Source organism: Pseudochelatococcus sp. B33 (assembly GCF_053570585.1).
The window spans coordinates 39,798-65,179 of record NZ_JBSEFH010000022.1; the positions used below are offsets into that span (position 1 = coordinate 39,798).

20 protein-coding genes and 1 tRNA gene are annotated in these 25,382 nt (G+C 66.6%); 7 read left to right on the top strand and 14 right to left on the bottom strand.

The genetic code is table 11. From position 1 onward, the window contains the following. Positions 1-183: 183 nt before the first annotated feature. Positions 184-3,108, top strand: coding sequence for a phospholipase D-like domain-containing protein (locus ACUSIJ_RS21855; protein ID WP_449310547.1), 2,925 nt, complete (start codon positions 184-186; stop codon positions 3,106-3,108). Positions 3,109-3,135: 27 nt separating this feature from the next. Here ACUSIJ_RS21855 and ACUSIJ_RS21860 read toward each other — a convergent pair whose 3' ends face one another. Then, positions 3,136-3,732, bottom strand: coding sequence for a hypothetical protein (locus ACUSIJ_RS21860; protein WP_449310548.1), 597 nt, complete (start codon positions 3,730-3,732; stop codon positions 3,136-3,138). A 609-nt stretch (positions 3,733-4,341) separates the two neighbouring features. Between ACUSIJ_RS21860 and ACUSIJ_RS21865 the strand changes: the two genes are divergently transcribed. From ACUSIJ_RS21865 to ACUSIJ_RS21875, 3 genes are all read left to right on the top strand, one after another. Further along, positions 4,342-5,331, top strand: coding sequence for an iron ABC transporter substrate-binding protein (locus ACUSIJ_RS21865; RefSeq protein WP_449310549.1), 990 nt, complete (start codon positions 4,342-4,344; stop codon positions 5,329-5,331). Positions 5,332-5,417: 86 nt separating this feature from the next. Beyond that, positions 5,418-6,914, top strand: coding sequence for an ABC transporter permease (locus ACUSIJ_RS21870; RefSeq protein ID WP_449310550.1), 1,497 nt, complete (start codon positions 5,418-5,420; stop codon positions 6,912-6,914). After that, the gene (locus tag ACUSIJ_RS21875) at positions 6,911-7,960 is read left to right on the top strand and encodes an ABC transporter ATP-binding protein (protein ID WP_449310551.1); all 1,050 of its coding nucleotides are present in this window, start codon (positions 6,911-6,913) and stop codon (positions 7,958-7,960) included. Before ACUSIJ_RS21870 ends, ACUSIJ_RS21875 begins: the two co-directional genes overlap by 4 nt. A gap of 15 nt (positions 7,961-7,975) precedes the next feature. On the opposite strand, the gene ACUSIJ_RS21880 is transcribed toward ACUSIJ_RS21875, so the two are convergent. The 10 genes from ACUSIJ_RS21880 to mgtE all read right to left on the bottom strand — a co-directional run bounded on the left by ACUSIJ_RS21880 (position 7,976) and on the right by mgtE (position 20,561). Next, positions 7,976-8,389, bottom strand: a complete 414-nt coding sequence (locus tag ACUSIJ_RS21880; RefSeq protein WP_449310552.1) for a hypothetical protein — start codon at positions 8,387-8,389, stop codon at positions 7,976-7,978. Positions 8,390-8,645: 256 nt separating this feature from the next. Next, positions 8,646-9,644 (bottom strand): glycosyl hydrolase family 18 protein, encoded by a 999-nt coding sequence (locus ACUSIJ_RS21885; protein WP_449310553.1) that lies wholly within the window; start codon positions 9,642-9,644, stop codon positions 8,646-8,648. Between the two features lie 5 nt (positions 9,645-9,649). After that, positions 9,650-11,059 (bottom strand): exopolysaccharide biosynthesis polyprenyl glycosylphosphotransferase, encoded by a 1,410-nt coding sequence (locus ACUSIJ_RS21890; RefSeq protein ID WP_449310555.1) that lies wholly within the window; start codon positions 11,057-11,059, stop codon positions 9,650-9,652. Positions 11,060-11,215: 156 nt separating this feature from the next. After that, positions 11,216-12,091, bottom strand: a complete 876-nt coding sequence (locus ACUSIJ_RS21895) for an FkbM family methyltransferase (protein ID WP_449310556.1) — start codon at positions 12,089-12,091, stop codon at positions 11,216-11,218. 7 nt (positions 12,092-12,098) lie between these two features. Continuing rightward, on the bottom strand, positions 12,099-13,436 hold the full coding sequence (locus tag ACUSIJ_RS21900) for a hypothetical protein (protein ID WP_449310557.1): 1,338 nt from the start codon (positions 13,434-13,436) through the stop codon (positions 12,099-12,101). Beyond that, positions 13,433-14,203, bottom strand: coding sequence for a WecB/TagA/CpsF family glycosyltransferase (locus ACUSIJ_RS21905; protein WP_449310558.1), 771 nt, complete (start codon positions 14,201-14,203; stop codon positions 13,433-13,435). The genes ACUSIJ_RS21900 and ACUSIJ_RS21905 overlap by 4 nt, the downstream gene beginning before the upstream one ends. A 60-nt stretch (positions 14,204-14,263) precedes the next feature. Beyond that, on the bottom strand, positions 14,264-15,034 hold the full coding sequence (locus tag ACUSIJ_RS21910; RefSeq protein ID WP_449310559.1) for a polysaccharide biosynthesis/export family protein: 771 nt from the start codon (positions 15,032-15,034) through the stop codon (positions 14,264-14,266). After that, the gene (locus tag ACUSIJ_RS21915; RefSeq protein WP_449310560.1) at positions 15,025-17,205 is read right to left on the bottom strand and encodes a GumC family protein; all 2,181 of its coding nucleotides are present in this window, start codon (positions 17,203-17,205) and stop codon (positions 15,025-15,027) included. The genes ACUSIJ_RS21910 and ACUSIJ_RS21915 overlap by 10 nt, the downstream gene beginning before the upstream one ends. A 531-nt stretch (positions 17,206-17,736) precedes the next feature. Further along, the gene (locus ACUSIJ_RS21920) at positions 17,737-19,044 is read right to left on the bottom strand and encodes a lipopolysaccharide biosynthesis protein (RefSeq protein WP_449310561.1); all 1,308 of its coding nucleotides are present in this window, start codon (positions 19,042-19,044) and stop codon (positions 17,737-17,739) included. 125 nt (positions 19,045-19,169) lie between these two features. Then, entirely contained in the window at positions 19,170-20,561 is a 1,392-nt protein-coding gene (gene mgtE, locus ACUSIJ_RS21925) for a magnesium transporter (protein ID WP_449310562.1), read from the bottom strand. Between the two features lie 595 nt (positions 20,562-21,156). On the opposite strand from mgtE, the gene ACUSIJ_RS21930 reads away from it, so the two are divergent. Continuing rightward, positions 21,157-21,231: transfer RNA gene (locus ACUSIJ_RS21930), tRNA-Gly, on the top strand. 434 nt (positions 21,232-21,665) lie between these two features. On the opposite strand, the gene ACUSIJ_RS21935 is transcribed toward ACUSIJ_RS21930, so the two are convergent. Next, a complete protein-coding gene (locus tag ACUSIJ_RS21935; protein WP_449310563.1) occupies positions 21,666-22,067 on the bottom strand; it encodes a hypothetical protein in 402 nt (133 codons plus the stop codon). A 70-nt stretch (positions 22,068-22,137) separates the two neighbouring features. Between ACUSIJ_RS21935 and ACUSIJ_RS21940 the strand changes: the two genes are divergently transcribed. Together ACUSIJ_RS21940 and ACUSIJ_RS21945 are read left to right on the top strand one after the other, a co-directional pair. Further along, positions 22,138-22,419 carry a YncE family protein gene (locus ACUSIJ_RS21940; RefSeq protein WP_449310602.1) on the top strand — a complete coding sequence of 94 codons (282 nt, stop codon included), beginning with the start codon at positions 22,138-22,140 and terminating at the stop codon, positions 22,417-22,419. A 138-nt stretch (positions 22,420-22,557) separates the two neighbouring features. Next, complete coding sequence (locus ACUSIJ_RS21945) at positions 22,558-24,447, top strand: heavy metal translocating P-type ATPase (protein ID WP_449310564.1); 1,890 nt, start codon at positions 22,558-22,560, stop codon at positions 24,445-24,447. 25 nt (positions 24,448-24,472) lie between these two features. Here ACUSIJ_RS21945 and ACUSIJ_RS21950 read toward each other — a convergent pair whose 3' ends face one another. Both ACUSIJ_RS21950 and ACUSIJ_RS21955 read right to left on the bottom strand, forming a co-directional pair. Beyond that, positions 24,473-24,970, bottom strand: a complete 498-nt coding sequence (locus ACUSIJ_RS21950) for a cytochrome b (protein WP_449310565.1) — start codon at positions 24,968-24,970, stop codon at positions 24,473-24,475. A 62-nt stretch (positions 24,971-25,032) separates the two neighbouring features. Beyond that, on the bottom strand, positions 25,033-25,359 hold the full coding sequence (locus ACUSIJ_RS21955) for a PepSY domain-containing protein (RefSeq protein ID WP_449310566.1): 327 nt from the start codon (positions 25,357-25,359) through the stop codon (positions 25,033-25,035). Positions 25,360-25,382: the final 23 nt, after the last annotated feature.

Below are 25,382 nucleotides of genomic sequence, written 5' to 3' on the forward strand. Positions count from 1 at the left end.
TCCGTTGCGCCCCTGCGCTAATCTGTCATTCACCCTGGCCGCGACCGGACTGCCGGCCCTTCCCGGATTGCCCCGGACATCGGATTTCCGCCTCCTCCCGGCCTGTTGTTCGATCGCCGGTTTTCATCGCGCATTCAACGCTGACGCCGGTGCACAGACGGCGGGCAGCAAAAGGGGGACCCCATGAACAAGCCTTCGGAGAACAAGCCTTCGGACGCGCTGTCTACGCTTGCACAACACGAGCTTAGCCGCAATCGGCACAACGAGGAATTCCTCCGCCGGCTGTTCGCGCGGCGCCCGCAGGCGCGCACGCGTTACGAGCCCCGACTGATGCAGCCCGAGGCGGCCATGATGGATTTCAGCGCCGCCGCTGCCGCCGGCGACGAGACCGAAGTGCCCGCGCCCGACGCCCGCACCTTCCTGCTGGAGACGATCGTCAACGAGGAGCGGCCCGTGCTCTTCGTGAAAGACGACTGGCTCGATACCGACAATGTCACGGCCATCGGCGTGGAGGCCGAGGAACTCATCCGCGCGCTCGGCGACGAACGGCGGGTCCTGGAACCGCGCATGCCCCTGATCGGCCGCATCGACGTGACCAATTTCCCGAACGGAGACTTCGTCGGCACCGGGTGGCTGGTCGATTCCGACATTGTGGTGACGAACCGCCACGTGGCCGGCCTGATCGCGCGCTGGGACGGCCGCCGCTTCGCCTTCAGCCGGGGTATCGCCGGCGAGCTCATCGGCTCCTCCTTCGATACGCTGCACGAGTTCGACGACCTTACCGCCGATCAGTCGCGCGCCTTCGCGGTGACGGAGGTGCTCTACATCGAGCCGGACCGGGGGCCCGACATCGCCTTCCTGCGCGTCGCGAGGCGCACCGACGGCACCCGGCTCGACCGTATCGAGGTCGCGGCGGCGGACCTCGATGAAAACGCGCGCGTGGTCGTCGTCGGCTATCCGGCGCGCGCGCCCAAGCGCGTGATCCCCGACCAGAACCTGATGCAGCGGCTCTACCGCGACCGCTACGACGTCAAGCGCGCCGCGCCGGGGCTGATCATGAACCCCGAGCGCGGCTCCATCCGGCACGACTGCACGACGCTCGGCGGCAACTCAGGGTCCTGCGTGCTCGACATCAAGACCGGACAGGCGGTCGGCCTGCACTTCGCCGGGCTGTATCAGGAGGCCAATTTCGCCGTCCCGGCGCCGGTCCTCAGCGACTACGTCAGGCGCAAGCGGTGGAACGAGCCGGTCACGGTCGAGAGTTCCCCGCTGCAGACGAAGCCCCCGGCCGCACAGAAGCCGCCGGCACAGCCGCAGGCGCCGGCGGCTGCAGGGCCGCAATCGGCTGCGGCGCAGCCGGCGGTCACTGTCGGCAGCGCGGGCGCATCCGTGACCATCACCATCCCGCTGTCCATCGTCGTCAGCCTGGGCCAGCCCGTCATCGGCGGCGCGCCGGAGCCGGACCGGGGGCGGGAGAATGGCGGCACGGCAGCCCCGCCGGCGCCGGCGAGCCCGGCCGAGGTGGAAGCCGCCGTGAAGGCTTTCTGGGATGAGCGGCCCGAGGGCGTGGTCGCGGCGCGCGTCGGGTTCGCCGACCGGGACGGCGCTCTCAGTGACGAGGTTTTCATCGCCGCCTCCGCGCCGGCGGACCGGCTCGAGGCGGTCGCCGCAAGCTGGCCGGCCGCGTTCCGCGGACTGGCGGTCCACTATTTCCCGGCCAATGTCACGGAACTGCTCGAGAGCGAGCTGGTCACCGAGTCCGTCGACAGCATCAGCTACGACAACGAGGCGCGCACCGGGCCGGAATTCTCCCTCGCGCCGGTGGACGAAGCGATGATCGTGCGCGCCCATGTCGGGCCGGAATATTCCTGGGACGAACTGAAGACCTTCCTCGACGGGGTGCGCGGCCGGCTGGTCTCGGCCATGTACGAGTTCCACGGGGATCACATCAAGGAAGTCATCGAGGCGCGCCTCAACGACGGCGCATCGCTCACGCTGGTGCTCGACAATGCCACGTTCTCCCGGATCAAGGACGACAGTCAGGAGTTCGACCGGGCGACCGTGTTCGGGCAATGGGGAGAGGCGTTCGGGGAACGCTTCCGGCGCGTGGTGGCGCCGGAGCGGGAGACCGGCCTCATATCCGACTCCTACCACGCCAAGGTATCGGTGCGCGACGACGCCACGTTCTGGCTTTCGTCGGGCAACTGGAAAAAGACGTCGAGCCAGCCGGTGATCACCGAGGAGGAGCGAAACAACATCGGCGCGGCGGATCTGCCGGGCAACCGGGAATGGCACGTCGTGGTGCGCAGCCCGTCGCTGGCCACACGGTTCCGCAACCATATCCTGCAGGACTTCAACCGCTCGCGGGACCTTGGCGGCGGCAATCTTCCCCGCAACCGGGAAGCCACCGACCGCCTGGTCGACGTCGCCATCGAGGAGGCGCCCGTCGAGGAGGCGCGCCGGCCGCCGAAGCGTCTCCTCGCGCCGCGCGTCTTCGAGCGGAAGCTGCGGGTGATACCCCTGCTGACGCCCGACCGGGACGGAGCGGTGTATTCGGAGGCGGTGCTGGAGCTGATCCGCTCCGCCCGCAAGAGCCTGCTGTTCCAGATCCCCTATATCGGCATGCCGTCGAACCCGCACGCGGACCGGGGCTACATCGACGAGCTGATCGAGGCGCTGACGCAGAAGCTCAAGACGCTCGACGATGCGCGCGTGCTGCTGCGGGCGGGCGGCTCGCGGTTCTCGGCGCCCGCCCATGCCGCCTGGTACTTCAAGTCGAAGGGCGTCGACGTCGACAACCGCCTGCGCTCGCTCCTGAACCATCACACCAAGGGCATGATCGTCGACGGCGAGCGCGTGCTGATCGGCAGCCACAACTGGAGCAAGCCGGGCGTCTCGCTCAATAGGGACACCTCCCTGATCTTCGACGACGCGGAGATCGCGGCCTATTTCGCCGATGCGTTCGAGATCGACTGGGCCCGGGCCAATGCCGTCAGGCCCCGGCGTTTCGAGCGCCCAGAGGCCGCAATCCTGGAGGCCCGTGGCGCCGAGCCGCCGCCCGGCTACCGGCGCATCCCCCTGTCGGAACTCTGGAAGGAAGACGATTGAGGGCGGCGGCAAGCAGGCCGACCGGCCTCACTGCAACAGCCTGTCGAAATCGCTCTCCGACGTGCCGTTGGCGTTGTTGTAGCTGTCCAGCACCGCGGCCTTCAGGGTCTGAAGATCGACAGTGTCGCTGCGCAGTTCCCGTCCGGTCCTGTATTCGTAGGTGGGGGCGATGACGCCGATCTCGACGCATGGATCGCTGCCGCCGACGCACGGGCGCAGGCGCTTGCCCTGCAACAGCGTCAGCAGGGGATCGACCAGGAAGGGATAGGGCGTGTACGGATTGGAGAACCATTCCGTCTTGGCATGCCTGAGATCGATGCCGGCATTCTGCAGCGCCTGCAGCTTGTCCGTCAGGCTGCCAGGCACGGGCGGGGACGCCGGCGCAGCCGGGATCGGGGGGGCGCCGACCTCGGCCGGCTTGTCGACAACAGGCGTCCCCGGCGCGTCGGGAGTTGCGTTGCAGGAGAAGACCTCGCAGTAGAGGCCGTGAACCGCCTTGGTGAAGGGCGGAACCTGCGTGAGCAGCACGGTCAACGCCGCGACGAACGCACCGACCTGTATGGTCGTCTTGGTCACGCGCTCGATGGCGGACTTCTTCGTCGCTTGGTTGTCCTCCTGACTCATGGCAACCTCCCTGCCCCGCCCCGGACAGTCTCCGGCGAACGGAGCCGCGCAGCCGGCGGCGGAACCCTCAATCGAGGACGACGCGCGTCTGCTCCCTGATTATCAGGTTTGGACTTCAATATAAACGTACTCCATAAACGTACTCCTCGTCCCAATACCCGATCTCAGTAAGCTTGAATTTTTGAGATCGGGTCAGGCCCGCTTCGCCTGGAGCCGCCTTCCGAAGCGCCGCCGGCCACGAAGCCGGCAGGAGGCTCCCGTCTCAGCTTTTGGAAACAACTTGGATTTCTATGGGACAACTACCTATAGAAAAAATCGGAATTTATTCATTCCTCAAAGTCCAAATTTATTATTCAATATATTATCGGCCATACATAATGAATACTTCGCTATTTCCATGCGCAAATTAGCAGCAAACCCGCCCGATAAACAATGGAAATTCGCTATAGTTTACGAATTATTCTTGCATCTCGCCATCACGTAAGCTATATCACCATGGTGATCCACACAAGTACAAAGGAATACTTTCTATAATTAGAACAATTAAAAAATGATGCGGTAATAACGATCTGCGGCGGGGCTGACCGCGCTTTTGGGGGAGTTGAAGTCATGAAGAAGCTGATCACCATTGGTTTGACCGCGTTTGCCCTCGGCCTCTCGGGCTGGGCGTCTGCACAGGAATTGACGATCTATTCCGGCCGGGGCGAAGCGCTGGTGGGACCGATCATCAAGCAGTTCGAGCAGGACAGCGGCGTCAAGGTCGAGGTGCGCTATGGCGGCACCGCCGAGCTCGCCGCCCTGCTGCAGGAGGAAGGGGACAAGTCTCCCGCCGATGTGTTCTGGGCCCAGGACGGCGGCGCGCTCGGCGCGCTCGGCAACGTCTTCGCGGAGCTGCCCGCCGAGGTGAACGAGGGCGTTCTGCCCGTCTTCCGCAACGCCGCCAACAAGTGGGTGGCGACGAGCGGCCGTTCGCGCACGCTGGTCTATTCGACGGAGCGCGTCAAGCCGGAGGACCTGCCGGCCTCGATCAAGGATCTGACCGACGAGAAGTACAAGGGCCGCGTCGCCTTCGCACCGACCAACGGTTCGTTCCAGGCCTTCGTGACGGCATTTCGTGTGGTCGAGGGCGACGACGCAGCCCGCGAGTGGCTCAAGGGGCTCGTCGCCAACGACGCCAAGCAGTACCGCAACAACGGCACCCAGATCGAGGCGATCGCCAATGGCGAGGTCGATTTCGGCCTCGTGAACAACTATTACCTGGGCGGATACCTCGCCAACGATCCCAAGCTCCCCGTCGCCCAGACCGGCTTCGGCAAGGGCGACATCGGCAACCTGGTCAACGTCGCCGGCGTCGGTATCGTCGCTGCCAGCGACGACAAGGAAGGCGCGCGCCGCTTCATCGACTATCTGCTGTCCGTGCCGGCGCAGCAGCACGTCACCACGCAGGGCCACGAATACCCCGTCATCAGCGGCGTGATCCAGAACCCGAGCCTGCCGCCGATCGCCACCGTGCTGGAGAACGCGCCGGCCGTCGATATCGACCAGATTTCGGATCTCGAAGGCACGCTCGCCCTCCTGCGCGAGGTTGGACTGCTCTGATCATCAATGTAGTCGAACAGCGGGCGCATGACGGTCGGCGCCCGCCCCTGACGCTGCTCGCCCCCGCCCTCCTGGTCGGGGCGGGTATGCTCGTGCCCATGGTCTATCTGGTGCTGCGGGCCGCGGAGGCCGATGTCGAGACCCTGACCGGGATTGTCTTCCGGACGCGCAATCTCGCGCTGCTGATCAACACGCTGCTGCTGACTGTCTGCGTGCTGGCGCTGGTGACGCTGATCGCCCTGCCGCTTGCCTGGCTCGTCGTGCGCAGCGACCTGCGGCACAGGAAGCTGCTGTCGATCGTCAGCGTGCTGCCGCTGGCGGTGCCCGGCTACGTCATGGCCTACGCGCTGATCGGCATGTCCGGCTACTATGGTTTCGCCAACCACTTCTTCGGCATCCGCCTGCCGCGGCCGGAGGGGCTGATCGGCGCGGCGCTGGCGCTCTCGCTCTACACCTTCCCCTATCTCTTCCTGAACCTGCGTTCGGCACTGCTCGGCCTCGATCCGGCGCTGGAGGAAACCGCCCGCAGTCTCGGCTATTCGCGCTGGGCGGCGTTCCGGCGGGTGATCCTGCCGCATCTCGTTCCCGCGCTCCTGTCCGGGTGGCTCATCATCGGGCTTTACGTACTGGGCGATTTCGGGGTGGTGGCGCTCATGCGCTACGAGGTGTTCAGCTACGCCATCTTCACCCAGTATGCGGGCGCGTTCGACCGGATCTATGCCGCCTGGCTGTCGCTCATGCTGCTCGCCGTGACGCTCGCCTTCGTGCTGACGGAAGCGGCGCTGACCCGCGGCCGCCGGCACACCCGCACCGGAACCGGCGTGCGCCGGCGCAGCGTGCCCGTGCCGCTGGGACGCTGGCGGGCGGCCGCCTGGCTTTTCATGGGCCTCGTGTTCGCGGTGTCGCTCGGCCTGCCGGCGCTCGTGCTCACGCACTGGATGATGCTGGCAGCGTCGAGCTTCGACGTCATGGAGCTGCTGCGGGCCTTCTGGAGAACGACGGCGGTGGCGGTGCCATCGGCGCTGGTGGCGGCGCTGCTGGCGGTGCCGGTGGTCTATCTCGTGGTGCGGTTCCCGTCGCGCTTCTCCACGGTGATCGAACGGCTGATCTATCTCGGCTACGCCATTCCGCCGCTCACCTTCGCGCTGGCGATGGTGTTCTTCGCCCTGCGCTCCGCGCCCTTCCTCTACCAGAGCCTCGCGCTGTTGATCTTCGCCTGTTCGATGACCTTCCTGGCGCTCACCGTCGGCCCGCTGCGCACGGCGCTGCTGCAGATCGGGCCGCGCCCGGAAGAGGTCGCGCGCTCGCTTGGCGACCCGCCGCTGCGGGCCTTCGCGCGCGCGGTGCTGCCGCTGCTGCGCTCGCCCATCGTGGCGGGCGCGCTGCTGGTTTTCATCATGGTGGTCAAGGAACTGCCGATCACCTTCCTGCTCGCCCCGGCCGGCTACACCACGCTGGCGATGACCGTCTTCAGCCGCACCTCCGAGGGCATGATGGCGCAAGCCGCCCCCTATGCCGCGAGCCTCGTGCTGTTCGCGAGCCTTTTCGTTGGTCTTATCCTGCGTTACGAGAGTCAGACATGAGCCACTCCCCTGCCGCGAAGAGCGGCTGTCCCTCCGCCCTGCTGACCGTCTCCGGTCTCGGCAAACGCTTCGCGCCATCACCGAACTGGGTGGTGCGCGACGTCGGCTTCACGGTGGAGCCGGGAGAGATCTTCGCCCTCATCGGCCCTTCCGGCTGCGGCAAGACGACCACGCTGCGCATGATCGCCGGCTTCGAGACAGCGGATGCCGGTGACATCCTCCTCAACGGCCGGTCGGTGCGGGCGCTGCCGCCGGACCAGCGCGGGATCGGCATCGTCTTTCAGGACTACGCGCTGTTTCCGCACCTTACCGTTGCCGGCAACGTGGGATTCGGCGCCGGAAGCCTGCCGCGCGCGGAGCGCCAGGCGCTGGTGGAGAGCCATCTGACCATGGTCGGCCTCGCGGGCATGGGCGAGCGCTTCCCCGACGAGCTTTCGGGCGGCCAGCAGCAGCGTGTCGCCCTGGCGCGCACTTTCGCCGCGCGGCCGAGGCTGATCCTGCTCGACGAACCGTTTTCCAACCTCGACGCCACGCTGCGCCACAGCACGCGCGGCGAAATCCGCGAGATCCTCAAGGCCACCGGCATCGGCGTCGTGTTCGTGACCCACGATCAGGAGGAGGCGCTGTCGTTCGCCGACCGGATCGGTGTGATGCGCAACGGCGCCATCGAGCAGATCGGCACGCCCGAGGAAGTCTACAGGCGGCCGCGCACCCGTTTCGTCGCCGAGTTTCTCGGCCGCACCAATCTGGTGGAGGCGCAGGCGGACGGCCACGTCGCGTCAACCCCCGTGGGACCGGTCGCGCTGGGCACGCAGGCATCGGGGAACGTGCTGCTGTCGCTGCGCCCCGAGAACATCGCCATGGTCGCCGATCCCGCCGGGCCGGGCAAGGTGATCGGACGCGACTTCAAGGGCCATGACTGGACCTATCTGGTCGATGTCGACGGCAACCGGTATCAGATAGACGTCATGTCCGGCCCGTCGCTGGCGATCGGCGAAAAGGTGTGGCTGCGCCCCAACGCCCCCGGCGTGGTGCTGGAGCGATAAGGCCCCGCGCCACCCTCAGCGCCAGCAGGTCACCGCCGCCCACGGCCTGTTCTGGTAGAGGGGCTGGAGATCGAGCGTCGGCATATGCTCCCAGATCGGATCGCCGGGATCGGGGCAGAGCGACAGCATGGCCGATACCGGATTGCCGCGCCATTCCACCGGCACGTGAACGCGGACGGAAAAGGTATTGGCCGTCCGCTCTGGCTCGCCTATCCACCAGCCGGTCGCGATGCGGGAGTGCAGATGGGCGCGGATCGCCGCAAGGACATCGAAGGGGGCGGGGTCCGTTTCCGGATCGATGAGGACGCCGTCCGGCAGGCGATTGCGCGGCTCCTCCTGCGCCGACGGAAGCCCGGGCGCAACCGACAGCGCAACGACAACGAGCAGCAGGCAAGCGACGCGGGAGGCGAAGCCCGGTCCGCAAGCCATCCTCCTCGCACGCGCCATGACCGCAGATACAAGCATCGCCAACCCTTCGGGCAAGCCTTTTCCAGCAACGAATCGCCGCGCCGCCAGCCCGGAAATGCTATAGATCAGCGAATATCAGTCTAGAATCAAGTTCGCATGGATTTCTATTTTATTAAAAATCAATCTCCATAAAATTATTGATATCCATCCCGCCGTCGACGCCATAGGTGCATCTATCGCGCTTCCCTGCCCTCTCCGGGCGCTGCAGGATACGGAGTCAGGGTATCGGGGCGTCGCATCCCTCGCGCTGCATGGTCCGGCAGAGGACGCGCGCGAGGGCGCGGTCGTCCGCATCTGGGGGGCAGGCCTCCTCCGGCGGACACAGGCGCAGGGCATAGAGCATCGCGCCGCCCTGGGGATCTTCCCGCACGACCGCCATCCGGCGCGCGACGTCGCCCGGCGTAGGCGCCGGCGAGCCGGGATCCGCCGGGCGGACGGCGATCCCCTGCAGCAGCGGCCCTTTCCAGACGGCGCGATAGGCGGCGAAGGCGCGGTCGGGATCGTAGAGCGGCCCCGCGTCATAAGCCATGATGGAGACGATATCGATTTCTCGCGCGGCCGACGAGCGCAACACACCGAGCATGGACCCCGTCCACTGACTGCGCGGCCCATCGGCGGCGAAGCGCCCCTCGCCATAGGCGCCTACGCTCCATGCGGGGACGGTCAGCAGCAGCGGGCGGGGCATCACCGCCCGGACGCGCCCGATGTAGTCGATCCACGATGCACAGCTCGCGCAGACGATCCGGCCTTCTCCACCGGCGGCGCATTGCGGGTCCTCCGGCTCGAAGTCGAGATCGACGCCGTCCGCGCCGAGATCGCGCACGAGGCGCGCCAGCGCGTGCTCGTCGAAGCGGTGCCAGCCCCGGCCCCAGCCCGCGCCGCCGACCGAGACGACGACGCGCGTGCCGGGATTGCGCTCCTTGAGCAGCCGGACGGCCTCCTTCAGCACCGCTCCCGAATAGCGGTATTCCAGCCCGGTGCCGGAGAGGTCGAGGTCGCCGGCGTAGTCGAGATCGGGCCGCGCGAACGCCAGCGCCACGATGTCGACGAAGCCGGGAATATGCGCGAGCGTCGTCTCCCCGGCCGTGGCGGCGGGCCTCTCGTACCAGCTCGCATGATAGGCGAGGAAGGGAGGCCGCGCCTCGGCCCGCTCCCCCGCGACCGCCGGAAGGCCCGCGACCAGCAGCCACGCGACACCGCACACCCACCGCGTCAAGCGCCTCAGAAGACGTCGCGTCCGACCATGCCCTTGGTGATCGTCAGCAGCATGATCTTGATGTCGAGCCATAGGGACCAGTTTTCCACGTAATAGAGATCCAGTTCGATCCCGGCCATCGCCTTCTCGGGCGTGTGGATACCGCCGCGCATGCCGTTGATCTGCGCCCATCCCGTGATCCCCGGCTTCACCCGATAGCGGTGGATGTAGGCGCGCAGGTTCTCATAGCGCACGCTGTCCCCCACCAGCATGTTCGGGACATGCGGCCGCGGCCCCACGATCGACATCTCGCCGCGCAGCACGTTGATGAGTTGCGGCAGTTCATCGATCGACAGCCGGCGCAGCCAGCCGCCAAAGCGGGTGATGCGCGGATTGTCGCGCCGGGTTCCCTGCGCCCCGTCGTCGGCGGGATCGACCGCCATGGTGCGCAGCTTGTAGACGTCGAACAGGCGGTTGTTGTAGCCGACGCGGGTCTGCCGGTAGAACACGGGACCGGGGCTCTCGAGCTTGATGGCAAGGGCGCAGATCAGCAGGAGGGGCGCAGAGAGGATGAGGCCGATCGTCGCGACGGTGTAGTCCTCCAGCCATTTGATCAGCACGAGAGAGCCCCTGAAGGGCTTGTGGATGACCTGCAGCGCCCGCATTTCCCCGACATTGACGACCCGGGCATAGCGGGGGTCGAAGACATCGGCCCGGAGCGGCACGAACGAGTCGACGGCGAACCGGCTGAGCCTTTCGACCAGATCGCCGATCGCCAGCGCCTGGCTCCACGGCAGGGCGATGACGACGACATCGGGCGGGTCGCGGGTCAGGTGGGGCAAGAGGTCGTCCACCGTGCCGAGCACGGGAACATGTGACGCCGGCACCTCGGCTTCGCGCGAGGAAGCGCAGGCCGGCCCGACGAGAAAAGAGCCGAGGAGCTGAAAGAAGCGCGAGTCGGCGCCCTGCAGCCGCCGCACCGCGCCTGCCACCTCCTCCACGCTCCCCACGACCACGACCTTGCGCGACAGCAGCGCCAGCTTCTCCACCCAGTGCAGCCCGAACCGCACCAGTGTGACGCGCCCGGTCAGGATGGCGCCCCAGATGACGCCGACGCGCATTGCCACGACCGTCAATGATTCCGTGTCGAAGTCGATGATGGTCCTGTCCACCACGCTGACGGCCACGCCCGCCAGCACCACACAGACCGTCACCTGCCGGATCTGCCTCAGAACCGATACGTAATGTTCGAGGCGGTAGGCGCCGCCCAGGTTCATCAGCCAGCCGTAGATGACGACATACATGCCGGCGTACACTGCAAACGCGGAAAAATCCCCGAAGATGCCGGACGACGGGGCGATCAGTATCGCCGATACGATGAGCAAACCGTCGAGGAGCATGACCAATCTATTGATCATGCCATGGGTCCAGATCATCCTATTGTTCCTCCGGCGGCAAGTGCCACGTTGCAATGCGGCGAGCTTCCAATAGCGCGGGACAGTTTGCTATAGTATGATCTACCTCAGAAGAAAGACGTTTTTTGTGCGGTTTCGTCATTTCTCTTTGCGATTCGTGCCGGCCCTCCTGATGTCTTACCCGGCAGGAAAACGGGCGATGACATTGCCGAACGTGGCCGGCATCGCGGACAGCGGCGTCACCGCACCGTCGACGAGGCGAAAGAAGCGGTAGCCGTGCGCTTCGAGCAGCTTCCATGCCCCGTCCCGCTCCTCGCCGCTTTGCAGCAATGTCGGACAGTTCACCTCGAAGATGACGGTCGGATGCCAGCGCGCCAGCGTCTCCCCCGCGCCGCGGATCACGCGCGCCTCGAAACCCTCGACGTCGATCTTGATGCAGTCCACCCGCGCCAGCCCCGACGCGGAAACGGCACGGTCGAGCGTGGTGACGGCAACGGTTTCGCCGCTCTTTTCCGTTCCGTCGGCAAGCAGGGAAAAGGCCTGCGGGTCGTTGCCCTTGTCGACATGGTGCAAGGTGGCCTCGCCCGGTGCGTCGGAAAGCGCGCTGTCGATCACCGTCACTTGGGCAAATGTGTTGCGGGAGAAGGTGTTGCCTGCGGATGTGTTCAGGGCGAGATTGGCAGCAAGCTGCTCGCGCGCCGCGCGTCCGGGCTCGGCGGCGAGCACCCTGCCCTGCGGTCCCGAAAGCCGCGCGGCTTTCAGCGTGTAGAGGCCGATGTTCGCGCCCACATCCACGAACGTGTCGCCGGGGTGGACGAAAAGGTCGAGTTCGTGCAGCTCCGGCTCGCTCTCGTCGCGCAGGATGAAGGCGCTCAGCGACGTGTAGCCCAGCGTCGGCGGCACGGACAATCTTTCGCCCGCGGCCGTCAGCCGAAAGACCGGCCGGTGTTTCAACAGCACGCAGCCGGCCCAGAAGACCAGCCGGCCGATGACGGAGAAGGGACGATGCCGGAATGCCGGCTCCCGAATGAGCTTGTCGATCTTGCGGAACATGAAACCGTCACGAATTGGAGCGTTGATGAACGGAAGGAGCGCCGGCCGCGCCGGCCCGGCGCGCCAGATAGACCGACAGCGCCAGCACCGTCGCCATCTCGCCCGACAGGAAGGTGGGGGAATAGATGGCCGTCGTCACCATCGTGAACAGTATGTAGTCGCCGAGCGCCGACGCGAACGGATCCGCGAGGACGCGGCCGTTGCGGCCGCTGACCAGCCACGCCGCGACATAGACGCCCGCGACGAGCAGCGCGCCGATGACGCCATATTTGAAGACGACGCCGAGCCAGCCGAGATCCGCCAGAAAGAAGAAATCGTTGCCGACGATGTCTCCGAGGGTCACGGCGCCGAAGCGCGTTACCGAGCCCATGCCGAACGCCCAGCTGAGGACATTGTCGTCGATGAAGGCGACAACCGACCGCGCCGATTCGAGACGCACCAGCAGCGAATTGCCGAACCGCTCCACGGCCCAGCTTCCCGTCGGCGTGACCAGCAACGCGATGAGGCCGAAGGCCGCCGCCACAACCGCCCCCAACGCGACGGACCAGCGCCAGCGCGGCGGACAGCCGGCCAGCACCGTCACGAAGGCCGCGGCCCCGATGGCGGTCCGCTGCTTGTAGATCATGAGCAGCAGAACGAAGCACACCACGAGCGCGGCCGCCACCCACCATTCCATCCGCGCCGAGAACCGGCGCGCGAGATAGAACACGAACAACATGCCGAAGAACATCGGCATGTAGATGCGATAGCCGCGCTCGAACTCGTAGAGCAGGAACTTCTCGTTGATGCCGTCGCCGCTGTACCATGCGTTCGGCACGACGATCCACAGAAACAGCATGAGCACGAAGGTCGCGAGCCCCAGTCCCAGCACGCAGGCGCGCAGCGTGTCCCCGGAGGGACGCAGCCACAACAGCAGGCCGAGGAACGCCGGATAATAGATGAACGGCCAGACCTCGACGGTGGTCAACACCGCGTCGCCGAACGGATTGCCGAAGTGGATCATCGACATGAGAGGCGTCAGGCCGACCATATAGGACAGCAGCAGCACGAACAGCCACCGTATCGGCGCCTTCTCCACCATCAGCCCGCGCAGGAACAGCGGCAGGACGATGATCGGCCACCCCTTGGACAGATAATAGGGCGCGGGCCACTGGTTCATGTAGTAGAACGTCTGGCCGAACAGCGGCAGGACGACGAGCAGCAGGACCACGGTCAAGGTGCTGTCGGGGACGGCCGGCGCGTCGAGCACCCCGCCCGCCCTGAAGGCGGGCATCGTCGCGCGGGTGACGATCTGCGCTGCAGGCCGGCGCACGACGGCCGGACGGGGGGCGTAGACCGTGCTCATGCGGCCTCACCCCCGCGGCGGCCGCGCCATTTTTTCACGGCCTCCCGAGCGGCGATCGGCAGCAGCGGCAGGGAATCGGCGAACACCCGCTTGGCATGCCGGCGCGGATTGGCGAGCAGCCGGTACAGCCATTCCAGCCCCAGCCGCCGCCAGGCGAGCGGCGCGCGCTGCGCAAGCCCGGTGATGAACAGGAGCGATCCGCCGATGCACAACCCGCACCCGGTGATGCCCGGCGTGCGCGCGACCTCGGCGGCCAGGATCTCGGACTGGGGCGTCCCGACGGCAAAGAAGACGTAACGTGCCGGATTGTCGCGGACGAAGCGCACACATGCCGCGACCGCAACGGGATCGTGGATGAACCCCATCGGCGGCACGTGCATGGCGAGGCGGGTCAGGCCGTACTGCGCGCGCAGCCGCCGCTCCAGCTCGCCGCTGCCGCCGATGACCGTGATGGCGTCATCCGGCCGGATCGTATGCGCGAAGAGCCACGCCGTCAGGTCGCTGCCCGCCACCAGCGGCAGTTCGAGGCCGAACAGGATGCGGGCGATGCCGCGCGCCACCTGACTGTCGCAAAGCCGCATGGCGGCGCTCTCGTAGGCCGCCGAGAACCGGGCATCGCTGCCGCGGTCGAGAAGCACGAAATGCTGCGCGTTGGGCGTGACGATATAGGCGAAGGGAGCCGCCGGCGACCGCGCCTCGATCCAGCGCGCGACCTGCTCCGTGTCGAGCGTGGCCAGCCTGACGCCGAGAAACGCGGTTTCAGGCAAAGCCTCCCCATTCCCGGAGGGTGCAGGCTCGAAACATGCCGCCATCGTCCCGTCACCCTGTCATGGAATGAACCCGCCCGTCGTCGTCCGGTAGGCACCGATCGTATAGTTGAACGAACGCTGGAAGGGAACAACGCCTTCGATGAACTGCTGCACCCAGAGGTTGAGTTCGGCGATCGAGCTGCGCGGCACGTAGAGCACGTCCCCTGCCCGCAGCGGGATATCCGTCGCGCCGCCCGTCTGGATGATATCGCGCACGTCGATGGTGCGCAGCATGGGCTTGCCTTCGGGACCGCGACGGATGACCGCCACCTGTCCCAGACGCGCCTCGTTGGAGAGGCCGCCGGCCAGCAGCAGCGCCTCGAGACTGCCCACCTGAAGATCGCTGATCCTGTACGCGCCGGGCCGCGCCACCGCGCCGCCGACATAAATCTTGGACGATACCGCCTCCTCCAGCGAGACCGCGACGGGCTGGCTCGCCACCGTCTTGCGCGCGGCGGCGCGGATGGCGCCCTCGATCCCGGGCAACGTCCGGCCCTCCACCTTGACCTGCCCGCCAGCGGCGCGCAGACCGATGAAGCCGTCGGGCGTGACGGTGACTTCCTCGTCCATCTCCTGCGTCAGCAGGAACTTCACCTTGAGCTTGTCGCCCGGGCCGACCCTGTAGGCGGAGGGCGTGTCGGACCACTCGGCGAAGCCCTCGGGCTTGCGCTCGGTGAAATCGATGCCGTGGCCGGTGTCGAGCGGCGCTTCGTTCCTGGCCTGGCTGGCACAGCCGGCTAGAAGCAGGCACAGCAGGACGGCGCCGGCGGAACGCGTGGTCACGACCATCGATAGATCCTCTCCGGCAAATAGAACTTCCTGCCCGTGAAGACGATGCCGACGATGCCGCCGCCCGCGTCGAGAAGCGTATCGCGCAGCCAGAGGAGCGCCGGCTCGCGCGAGCGCTCGGCCCGCACGACGAGGAGCGTGGCATCAACCGAGGCGGCCAGATATTCCGTGAGCGGCACGTTGTCGGAAGCAGCAACCGAGAGCAGCACCACCGCGTACTGCGAGCGCAGCGCGTCGAAGAGCTGCCGCAGCGAGCCGCTGAGGGAATGCCCGACGCCCAGCAGCGCGGCGCTGTCTATCCGCGCGATGTGGAGCCCGTCGACCGCCCCCTGCGTGACGATCGCCCCATACGCGGACAGCGCCGCTCCGGGCTCGGACACGACATCGCCGCTTCCCGCTTCCGACCCGGCGGCCGACGTCTCGATCAGCAGCACCTTCTGCCCGCGCCCGGCGCTCAGTTCGCGCACGATCGCCCTGGTGAGGCGGGCCCTGTCGTCGCCGGCGCCGACATCCGCCAGCATCAGGACGGCAAGCGAGCGGTCGTCGACCGGCGCGCTGAACAGCCGGGTCACCAGCGCCGACACGGTGCCGCCCGCGCCGCCGCCGGCGAAATCGGATGCGGTGTCCGGGAAGACCGCGAGCAGCGGCAGGTGTGTCGCCCGCTCCACCTCGCCGGGGCTGATGAACGTGGAGCGCAAGGCCGTGGCGCTCGCAACCGCCGCACCGCCGAACAGCACGCTGCCGAACAGGCCGGCGACCAGGAACGGCAGCGCCATGTTGCGGCTGGTCACGGCATCCTGGGGCGACTGGACCAGCCGCACGTTAGAAAAGCGCAGGGCCGCTGCCTCCTCCTCCATTCGCGCGGTTTCGGCACGGCGCACGTATTCCTGATAGGCGGAAGTCAGAATGTCGTATTCCCGCGTCTGCCGGGTCAGCAAGGTGTCCGCCTCGCGCAGCTCCTCCACGCGCTTCTCGGCCGTCGCGCGCTGGGACGCCAGTTCCGTCAACTGCCGGTCGATGGCGTCCCTCTCGACGGTCAGGTTGATGACCATATTGGTCAGGAAGGAAATGGCCGGATTGCGCACTTCGCGATCCGTCCACGCAATCTTCTGCTCGGGATTGCGGATGATCTCGCGGACGGCCGCGATCTGCCGGTCGATCGTCTGGATGGCCGGATGGCCGGGCGCGTATTTGCCCAGCAGCTGCACGCGTTCGGCCTGCAGCCGCGTCAGCATGTTGCTGTCGTCGTCGTTCGTCGCCGCGTTGCTGCGCTGGAGGAAGTCGAAGACCTTGCTCTCGGTCTCCGTCGTCTGCGCCTGCGCGACCGCAAGCTGCCCGATGACGGCCTCGCGCCGCTCGCGGACCTGCCGGGTGCGCTGGATGACGCTGTCGACCTGATTGGCCGCCAGCAGGCGATCCTGCACGATGTCGATGACGCCGGCATCCGCCTTCGTCCGCTGCAGCTCGGTCTCCTTTGCCGCGAGCTGCATGGACAGCGTCTGGACATGTTCCGCCAGCAGCCCGGAACGCGGGTTATCGAAGAGCTTGCGCCGGCGTTCGAGGTAATTCCGGATCAGCGTATCCGCCGTCAGGATCGCCATGTTTCGATCCGGATGTCTGAAGCTGACCTGAATGATGTTGGAGCCGGCTTGCGTCCGGACGCCGAGCGCGTCGCGGAACCGCTCGACAAGCCGGTCGCCGGCATCGTCCTGGCGGAGGAGAGACAGAATGGGCCGCCACCATGTCACGGTGTCGGGAAACAGCCTGTCCGCACCGATCTCGTCGATGGTGGCGCGCACGACATCGGCACTGCCGATGATGCTGACCTCGCTCTCCACCACCTTCAGCCCCTCGATGGACAGCACCGCCGGCCCCGAGTCCGTCAGGCCCTGATTGCCGGACTGCTCACGGGTGACGAGCACCATCAGCAGGCCATCGGCCGTATATTCCGTCCGCGTCTCGAGGGCGGCGACGATCCCGATCACCAGCGGTATCAGCGCGACCAGAACGCCGATACGGCGATAGTAGGACATCGCGATCAGGATATCCCGCAGGGTCACGCGCCGCGCCGCAGGCCGCAGCCGGCCGTCCGGATTGTCCGCCGGCCAGCCCTGCCGCGGGAACCACGGCGCGCCATCACGCCCCTCACCCCGTGCACGTGTCACCGTCATGCCCGGCCAATCCCTTGGCCGGGCACGCAATCCGCCGAACGGCGGCCCGAAAACTGCCGGTGCATCCTGTTGGAAATCATGAGAGCCGTTATTGGTGATTCGCGGGATGGTACTAATGACTTAACGCAATAAACTATAAACCATGAAATAAAATAGCCGCGACACCGCCACTGCACCCCTTGCGGCTTCCCTCGCGATGCGGGGGCAGGCTTGGGGTTGAGGATAACGAATTGATATAGAAGCTATTTTATGGATCGTGCCGGTTCCCGTATGGTTTCCCTAGCGGTTTTCCTGCCCGTGCCGGCCTCCCCCAGCAATCCCTCCAGGAACCGGGCGGATCAAGATTTTCTTCGGACTTGAACATGGTTATCAAAAGGTTATCAGGGTATTCTAATCATTACTATGAATACACAGGCAAATCGCGTTATGGCGTCGAAAGCTGTTGATAGTCTCCGGCTGCAGTGCCGTCCGCCGCCGGCCCTGCCCCCTATTGATAGAACAGGACAATTTCCGGCTGCTGCGCTCCAGCTTCTAGAACGCGCCGGGCATCAGGCGGCGCAGCATCAGCGTGGTGCCGATGGCCCCCTGAGCGATGCTGATCGCCGTCACCAGCGCCGCGCCGGTCATCCCGAACGCGGGCAGCAGCACGACGCCGAGCACGATACAGGTCGCGAACTGAATGATGTTGAGCGTGCGCAGGTGGGCGCCGCGCCCGGTCATCGCGAGCACGATGTCCTGACACGGCAGCAGGCAATTCACCAGTTGCCCCGCCGCCATGATGACCAGGGCCGTGCTGGCCATGTCGAACCCGGGCCCGAGCAGGTTCAGCAAGGTGGCGGGAAACAGCAGCATGACCGCGATCGCGGGCAGGCCGAACAGCATCACGAACGAACGCGTCTGCCGGTTGATCCGCCTCAGCTCCGCGAGTTCGCCCCGGCGATGGCAGGCGGCGAAGGACGGCGCGGTCATCGCGCCGATCGACAGGATGACCACCCATATCAGCATCGATATCCGGAGAGCGACGCTGAACGCGCCGACATCCGTCGGGCTGGCGAAGACGCCGAGCGCCAGCATGGGCAACGAAGCGAGCGAGACCTGAATGATCTCCACCACGAAGAGCGGCCGGGCGGTTCGCCACAATCCGGGCAGCGCGACGCCGTCATCGGCGCTCTCCGCGCCTCCTGCCGTATCGCCATCATCCCGAAACCGGCGCACGATCAGGACGAGGCCGAACAGGCCGGCGGCCAGCATGGCGGCGATCATCGCCATCAGCAGGTCATCGAGCCGGCCGGCGAAGGCCACCAGTGCCAGCAGGGTCAGCAGGGGCCACAGGGCATTCTGGACGAGCTGCGCCACGACACCTCGCTGCAAGCCCGCCAGCACGCTGCCCGCCACCACGGTGAGCGTAAGCGGCGGTATGGCGAACGCCGCGAACTTGAGCGGCACGGCGAGCGAGGGCTCGGCGAACAGGTAGAGAGCGGCGGGGCGCGCCAGCCCATAAGTCAGTGCCCCTGCCGCCAGCCCGGCAAGGGTGGTCCACAGCAGGCCCGCCAGCAGATCGGCCCTCGCCGCGCGGCCATTGCCGACCGCAAGCTCCGCCGCGATGTGCCGGGTGAGCGCGCGTTCGAGTCCCATCCGCGCCACGGTCGACACCAGGCCGGCCCAGGTCAGACACAGGAAGAACAACCCGGCATCGTGCGCGCCGAGCGAATGGGCCGCCAGCATGTAGAGGCCAAGCTTGCCGACGACCTCGAGACCGCGCACGCCCATGCCGGCACCGTAACGTCCGAGAAGGGGGAGCAGGGCGACGGCGCGCGTGGCGAGCGGACGAATCGGCATGACCGGATCCTGACACGCTGCGCCAAAAATGGGCATCGATTTCTAGCGCAGCGTGCAGAAAAGCGGGGGCTACTTTTCGTCGACAAAGCCGCGCAAACTCAAACAGCTGGAGCGCTGTGCGGCCGTCAGAGCAGCGTGCCCTTGAGGAAGATGTAGGCGATCGAGAAGTAGATCACGATGCCCGTGACGTCGACGAAAGTCGCTACAAAGGGAGCCGAGGCACTGGCCGGATCGAAGCCGAGCCGCTTGAGGCCGAAGGGCAGCATCGACCCCACCATCGACCCGAAAGTGACGATGCCCACAAGCGACGCCCCGATGGCGAAGGCGATCAGCACCCAGTGCTCGCCATAATCGTAGATGCCCAGCAACTGCCAGGCGGCGATGCGCATGACGCCGATGATCCCGAGGAATGCGCCCAGCGCCACGCCCGCCGGCAACTCGCGCAGCGCGACGCGGAACCAGTCCCGCAGCCTGACTTCCTGAAGCGCCAGCGCGCGGATGATCAGCGACGTCGCCTGGGATCCCGAGTTGCCGCCCGAACTCATGACGAGCGGGATGAACAGCGCAAGGACGATGGCCTGCTCCAGTTCGTCGGCGTAATGCTGCATGGCGCTCGCCGTGAACATCTCGCTGAGGAACAGGATACCGAGCCACCCGGCGCGCTTCTTGAACATGTCGATGAAACCGACCTGCATATAGGGCTCGTCCAGCGCCTCCATGCCGCCCATCTTCTGGGCGTCCTCCGTCGATTCCTGCAGGATCGCGTCGATGGCGTCATCGACGGTGACGATGCCGAGCATGTGTCCGGTGCTGTCCACCACCGGCACGGCCAGGAGGTCGTAGCGGGAGATGAGGCGCGCGACGTCCTCGCGCGAGGTGTGCGGCGACGCCTTGATGGGCGCGGGCTTGCCTTCCGTGAGCGACAGGACCGGCGCCTCGGGATCGGCGGAGATGAGCTGGCGCAGGCGCACCGTCTGCACCAGCCGGCCGCTCGCCGGATCGAGCACGAAGACGGCATAGACGGTTTCCCGGCTGGCCTCAACCACACGAATGTGGTCCAGCGTCTGGTGCACCGTCCAGTCGGCGGGAGCCGAGACGAATTCCGTCGTCATCAGGCTGCCGGCGGTCCCCTCGGGATACGACAGCAGCGTTTCAAGAGACCTGCGCGTTTCCTCCGACAGCGCGTTCTGGATCGTAGTGTGCTGCGGCTCGGGTATCCAGCGCAGCACGTCCGCCGCGCGGTCGGCGGACATCCCCTCCAGCAGGGCCGCGGCCTTGTCGAGCGGCAGGGCCTCGATGACGGACGACGCCTGCTCGAATGCCGGATAGTCGAGCACATCGACCGCCCAGGCTTCGGGCAGTCGGGCTATGGTGTTGACGACCGCTTCCAGGGGCTGAGTATTGAGATAGTCAACGATGTCCGCCACGTGCTGATTTTTCAGCTCGTTGGGGATAGGCGGGTCAGCCCGCTTCATGTTCGCCGGTGTCGTCTGATCTGGCTTGTTCTGAGGTGGCATATGACTTATTATCTCCTATGCATATAGGTCTTGTCGGGATACTATTGCACGAGATTATTTCACGTCATTAAACCTCGACGTTTTTACCGGATTGTTCCACTGCGGGATGAGGATCGATACCCCCATTCCCGGAAACGGGGTCCGGCGCCTGCCTGACGACGGACGGCCGGAAGCGGCAGCCGCAAAAGCGTCGATCGCGGCGAAACGGGGAGGAACCCCCCTCCTCCCGATGATGCATGAGACCAGCGCGCCCGGCCTTCGACCGGTCGTCTGCCGGTTTTGCTCAAGCGTCGCATGGGCTTGGCCGATACTCAACGGGGTAACGTTTTCGGCTATCGGCATGAGTTCTGGCCAATTCCGAATGGCTGCGGTTTCCTCATCCACCGCCGATTCGCCGCCCCACGGCCGGGTGATGCCCCTGGCGACGTGCCGCGCCTCAAGCAGAATATGACTGTGTGACAGTGCGTTAACCGGGCCTTGAACAATTAGCCGGAGTATTTTTCCACAGCCCGAAAAATGGGGCTTGCGCTCAGCGAAGTTTCACGCAATAACCCACCCATCGGCAGCGGCGACAACCGCTCCGCCGGTAATGGATGCGGGTGTAGCTCAGGGGTAGAGCACAACCTTGCCAAGGTTGGGGTCGAGGGTTCGAATCCCTTCGCCCGCTCCAAATTTCTTCAGGAAAATCAAAGCGATAAAGACGGTCCTTCGGGACCGTTTTTGCTTACAGCGCTTGCGCGATGGCTCTTTGTCAGCAGGTTGTCAGCACGAGAGAGAGCGTTTTGGGATATCTTGGCGTGTTTTTTTGCGCGGATAACCCCTTGTGTGCAGGTACGATCCATTGGTTTCCTGAAAGCGATTGCAGCATCGTCAAGCGGCTCCGTGCGACTCTACCGCCCCCTGCACGGCTTGGACGTGCGCCATGTTCCGCCGTTAATACAATCAAGATCGCCGTTATGGGGATAGTTCTATTCGACCCTCGTAGTTGCCGCTGCATCGGCACTGGCGCTGTCGTCCTCCTTTCTCCCGGGGAATGCGGAGCCCGCTGCATCGGGCTTCGTCCACACGGCCAACGAGCACGGAAACACGATCAGCCGCATCAACCTATACGACGGAACCGTGGACATCGTCGCGATCGGCATCAAGCTGCATAATGTCCAGTTCGTGCTGGCCGGAAATCTCCTGCTCGCCGCCGGTACGGTTGTGGGGGAGGAGAACGAAACCTCCCACGGCCATGGCGGTGGAAAGTGTGCGGACGACGGCCATGACGGCGACGGCGGTCATGGGCACGACGGGGCGGTGGGCGCGCTGGTTCTGCTGCGCAAGGACAGCTCCGCGTCCGGGCCGGGAGATTCGATCGTTGTCGGCAGCCATCCCGCCCATGTCGTGGCGGACGCGGAGGGCCAGCGCGCCTACGTGACGAATGCGGGCGACAACACCGTATCGACCGTCGATCTGCAGGCACGCAAGGCGGTTGCAGCCGCGGCAACGGGCGAATCTCCGCACGGGTTGCGCCTGAGCCCGGACGGGAAGTCCCTCCTATGTCGCCAATGTCCGGGACGGCACGGTATCGGTCATCGACACGGGTTCGCTGACGGAGGTCGACGGGATCGTGGCGAGCGCCGCTCCCGTGCAGGTCGGTTTCACGCCCGATGGCAGCCGCGTCTACGTCTCGCTGCGTGGCGAGAACAGGGTTACCGTCATCAATACCACGCAGCGGCAGGTCGTTGCCCGCATCGATGTCGGGCGCCAGCCTATCCAGGTCCATGCCACCCCGGACGGCCGTTTCGTCTATGCCGCCAATCAGGGCACCGCGGCCGAGCCGGACGACACCGTGTCGGTCAGCCGGCGTAGCTGACGCCGGAAAGGCCGAGCGAGCCGGCGATACACGTCGCGCCGCCTGACAGGCTGGAAGCGCCCGCGTTCAGGCTGGTGTCAGGAAACTCCCCCACTCGTCGCGGGGCCGTTGTCGGCGCCGCAGAGCGGGGGAGATGCATTGCACGTCGATCTTTCGTCCGACCGTCTGACGACGGCGCTGACCGTCGCCACCGTGGCGGGCATGGCGCTTGCCGCCTTCAACACTTTCGGCGTTCCGGGAGTCTGGGGGCCGGCGGGCGTCGCCCTGGTCTATCTCGCCGGCGGGCTGCCGGCCGGGGCGCGGGCGCTGTCGGCGCTGTGGCGTGAGAAGATCCTCGATATCGACCTGCTGATGGTGATCGCGGCGCTCGCCGCCGCCGCCGTGGGCGCGGCGCTGGAGGGCGCGGTGCTGCTGACGCTGTTCAGCATCTCCACCACGCTCGAACACCGCGCCATGGGCCGGGCGCGGCGCGCCGTCGAGGCGCTGATGGCGCTGCGTCCCGATACCGCCCTGCGGCGCGAACCGGACGGCACGGTGACCGAGGTGCCGGCGGCGGCGCTTGCCCCGGGCGATGTCGTGATGCTGCGCCCGGGTGCGCGCGTGCCGGTGGACGGAGTGATACTTGACGGCGAGGGATCGCTGGACGAGGCCACGATCACCGGCGAATCGATGCCCGTCCACAAGCGCCCCGGCGCCAAGGTGTTCGAGGCCACGGTCAACCTCAACGGCGTGCTGGCGGTAGAGGTGGCGCGCTCCGTCGCCGACAGCACCGTGGCGCGGATGATCGCTCTGGTGACGGAGGCGCAAGCCGCCCGCGCGCCGTCGGAACGGTTCAGCGAGTGGTTCGGCCAGCGCTACACCGTGGCGGTGCTGGCTGGTTCGGCGCTCGCTTTCGCGGCCTTCGCCTGGCTCGGCTGGCCGATGCGGGACGCGCTCTACCGCGCCGCGACGCTGCTGGTGGCCGCAAGCCCGTGCGCCATCGTGATCTCCGTTCCCGCCGCGATCCTGTCGGCGCTCGCGTCCGCTGCGCGCGGCGGCGTGCTGTTCAAGGGCGGCGCGGCGCTGGAGACGCTCGCCGAAGTCGACACCTTCGCCTTCGACAAGACCGGCACGCTTACCACCGGTAAGGCCGAGGTGACGAGGCTCGCCGCCCGCGGCGACGAAGCGGCGTTCCTCGCGCTATTGGCGGGACTGGAGGCGCAATCCGAACATCCGGTCGCCGAGGCGATCCGTCGCCACGCTCAGGCGCGCAACATCGTTCCGGCGGCCATGCGCGACGTGCAGTCCATTCCGAGCGAGGGTATCGTCGGGGCCGACACCGAAGGCACGCTGTGGGCCGGCAACCTGCGCATGGCGGCACGGATGGGCGCGCCGGCGGACACGCCTGAGTTCGCGCGGCTCGCCGAGAGCGCCCAGACGGTCGTCTATCTCGGGCGCGGCAACCGGGTGCTCGGCGCCGTCAGTGTGGCCGACCGGCCGCGCGAGACGTCCTCGGCCGGGCTTGCCGCGCTCAAGGCCGAAGGCGTCACCACCATCGTCATGATGACCGGCGACCGCCGCGCGGTTGGGCTGCGCATGGGCGCCGCCCTCGGCTTCGCGCCCGCCGACATCCATGCCGATCTGCTGCCGCAGGACAAGGTGCGGCTCGTCGGCGAACTGACGAAGCGCGGCCGGGTGGCCTTCGTCGGCGACGGCGTGAACGACGCCGCCGCGCTGGCGCGGGCCGATGTCGGCATCGCCATGGGGGCCGCCGGCAGCGAGGTGGCGCTTCAGGCCGCCGATGTGGCGCTGCTGTCCGACGACATGCAGCGGCTCGCCGCCGCCCGCAGGCTGGCTCGCCGCACGCGGCGGATCATCCGCCAGAACCTCGCCTTCGCCATGGGAGCGATGGCGGTGCTGGTGGCATCGAGCCTGTTCCTCGACCTGCCACTGCCGCTCGCGGTGCTCGGCCACGAAGGTGGCACGGTGCTGGTGGTGCTGAACGGGCTGCGGCTCCTCGCCGACCCGATCCGCAGCGACCGGGGCTGAACGCCCCGCCCGGCCGCGCGCGAGGTCAGCTCCTTTGCGGAACCAGCATCCGCCGCAATGTCCCGTCGTGGAGCCAAAAGGCGTGGAAGAGCGCGCCGGCAGCATGCACCGCGATGAGGACGATGAAGATGGGCTTCAAGATTTCGTGCAGGTATCCCCAAGGCTCGCCGACATAGAAGCCGAGCAGCCCGGTGACCGGCGCGAGCACGAGCAACACGTAAAAGAGATGATGCGCGCCCACTGCGACCCTGGTCAGGATGCCCTCGCCGATCGGCGCCGGTGTGCCGCGGGCGATGCGCAGCGCGAGACGCAGCGCCACGAGGGCGAGCACCGCGATCCCGACCCAGTAATGGGCGTTCCCCAACGCCGCGTCGGTGGCGGAAATCGCCTTGCCCTCCTCGGCTGCATCGATCACCGCCTTCATGCTTTCGCCGAAGATGAGCTGGAAGAACACCAGTGCGGCGATGAGCCAGTGGAGCGCGATCTGCGCCGATGAATAGCCGATGGGTCTCGAATCAGACATCGTGAAGTTGTCCTGAATATATGGTCGACGGACGATCCCCTTGTGGATCGCGTCCCTGTCGATTACGGGGGCACGGCGGCGGTCGCGGCGCCAAGATCCGCAAGGCCGCCACCGGGGGCGAATTCCACCTCGATCCGGCGCAGCGCCAGCGTGTCCGGCTGAAGCTGCGCCTCGATGCGGTTGCCGCGCGCATCGACGGCGTCGATCCTGTAGCAGCCGTCGTCGGTGCGGATGCGCCGCACCTGCCAGCCCAGCGCCTCGGCCGCCCGGCCCGCCGCCTCGCGCGGTTGCCAGCGCGCCATCGGCACGCGACAGCCGTCGTCGGCCCGCGCCGCGCCGGCGCCAATGCCGGCGAAGGCAAGCGCCGCGAGCAGAGCAAGTCGTTTCATCCCGCCGCTCCTTTTTATAATCA

Coding starts and splice junctions, on each gene's coding strand:
- ACUSIJ_RS21855 (WP_449310547.1), top strand. CDS start 184: ATGAACAAGCCTTCGGAGAACAAGCCTTCGGACGCGCTGTCTACGCTT.
- ACUSIJ_RS21860 (WP_449310548.1), bottom strand. CDS start 3,732: ATGAGTCAGGAGGACAACCAAGCGACGAAGAAGTCCGCCATCGAGCGC.
- ACUSIJ_RS21865 (WP_449310549.1), top strand. CDS start 4,342: ATGAAGAAGCTGATCACCATTGGTTTGACCGCGTTTGCCCTCGGCCTC.
- ACUSIJ_RS21870 (WP_449310550.1), top strand. CDS start 5,418: ATGCTCGTGCCCATGGTCTATCTGGTGCTGCGGGCCGCGGAGGCCGAT.
- ACUSIJ_RS21875 (WP_449310551.1), top strand. CDS start 6,911: ATGAGCCACTCCCCTGCCGCGAAGAGCGGCTGTCCCTCCGCCCTGCTG.
- ACUSIJ_RS21880 (WP_449310552.1), bottom strand. CDS start 8,389: ATGGCTTGCGGACCGGGCTTCGCCTCCCGCGTCGCTTGCCTGCTGCTC.
- ACUSIJ_RS21890 (WP_449310555.1), bottom strand. CDS start 11,059: ATGATCTGGACCCATGGCATGATCAATAGATTGGTCATGCTCCTCGAC.
- ACUSIJ_RS21895 (WP_449310556.1), bottom strand. CDS start 12,091: ATGTTCCGCAAGATCGACAAGCTCATTCGGGAGCCGGCATTCCGGCAT.
- ACUSIJ_RS21900 (WP_449310557.1), bottom strand. CDS start 13,436: ATGAGCACGGTCTACGCCCCCCGTCCGGCCGTCGTGCGCCGGCCTGCA.
- ACUSIJ_RS21910 (WP_449310559.1), bottom strand. CDS start 15,034: ATGGTCGTGACCACGCGTTCCGCCGGCGCCGTCCTGCTGTGCCTGCTT.
- ACUSIJ_RS21915 (WP_449310560.1), bottom strand. CDS start 17,205: ATGACGGTGACACGTGCACGGGGTGAGGGGCGTGATGGCGCGCCGTGG.
- ACUSIJ_RS21920 (WP_449310561.1), bottom strand. CDS start 19,044: ATGCCGATTCGTCCGCTCGCCACGCGCGCCGTCGCCCTGCTCCCCCTT.
- mgtE (WP_449310562.1), bottom strand. CDS start 20,561: ATGCCACCTCAGAACAAGCCAGATCAGACGACACCGGCGAACATGAAG.
- ACUSIJ_RS21950 (WP_449310565.1), bottom strand. CDS start 24,970: ATGTCTGATTCGAGACCCATCGGCTATTCATCGGCGCAGATCGCGCTC.
- ACUSIJ_RS21955 (WP_449310566.1), bottom strand. CDS start 25,359: ATGAAACGACTTGCTCTGCTCGCGGCGCTTGCCTTCGCCGGCATTGGC.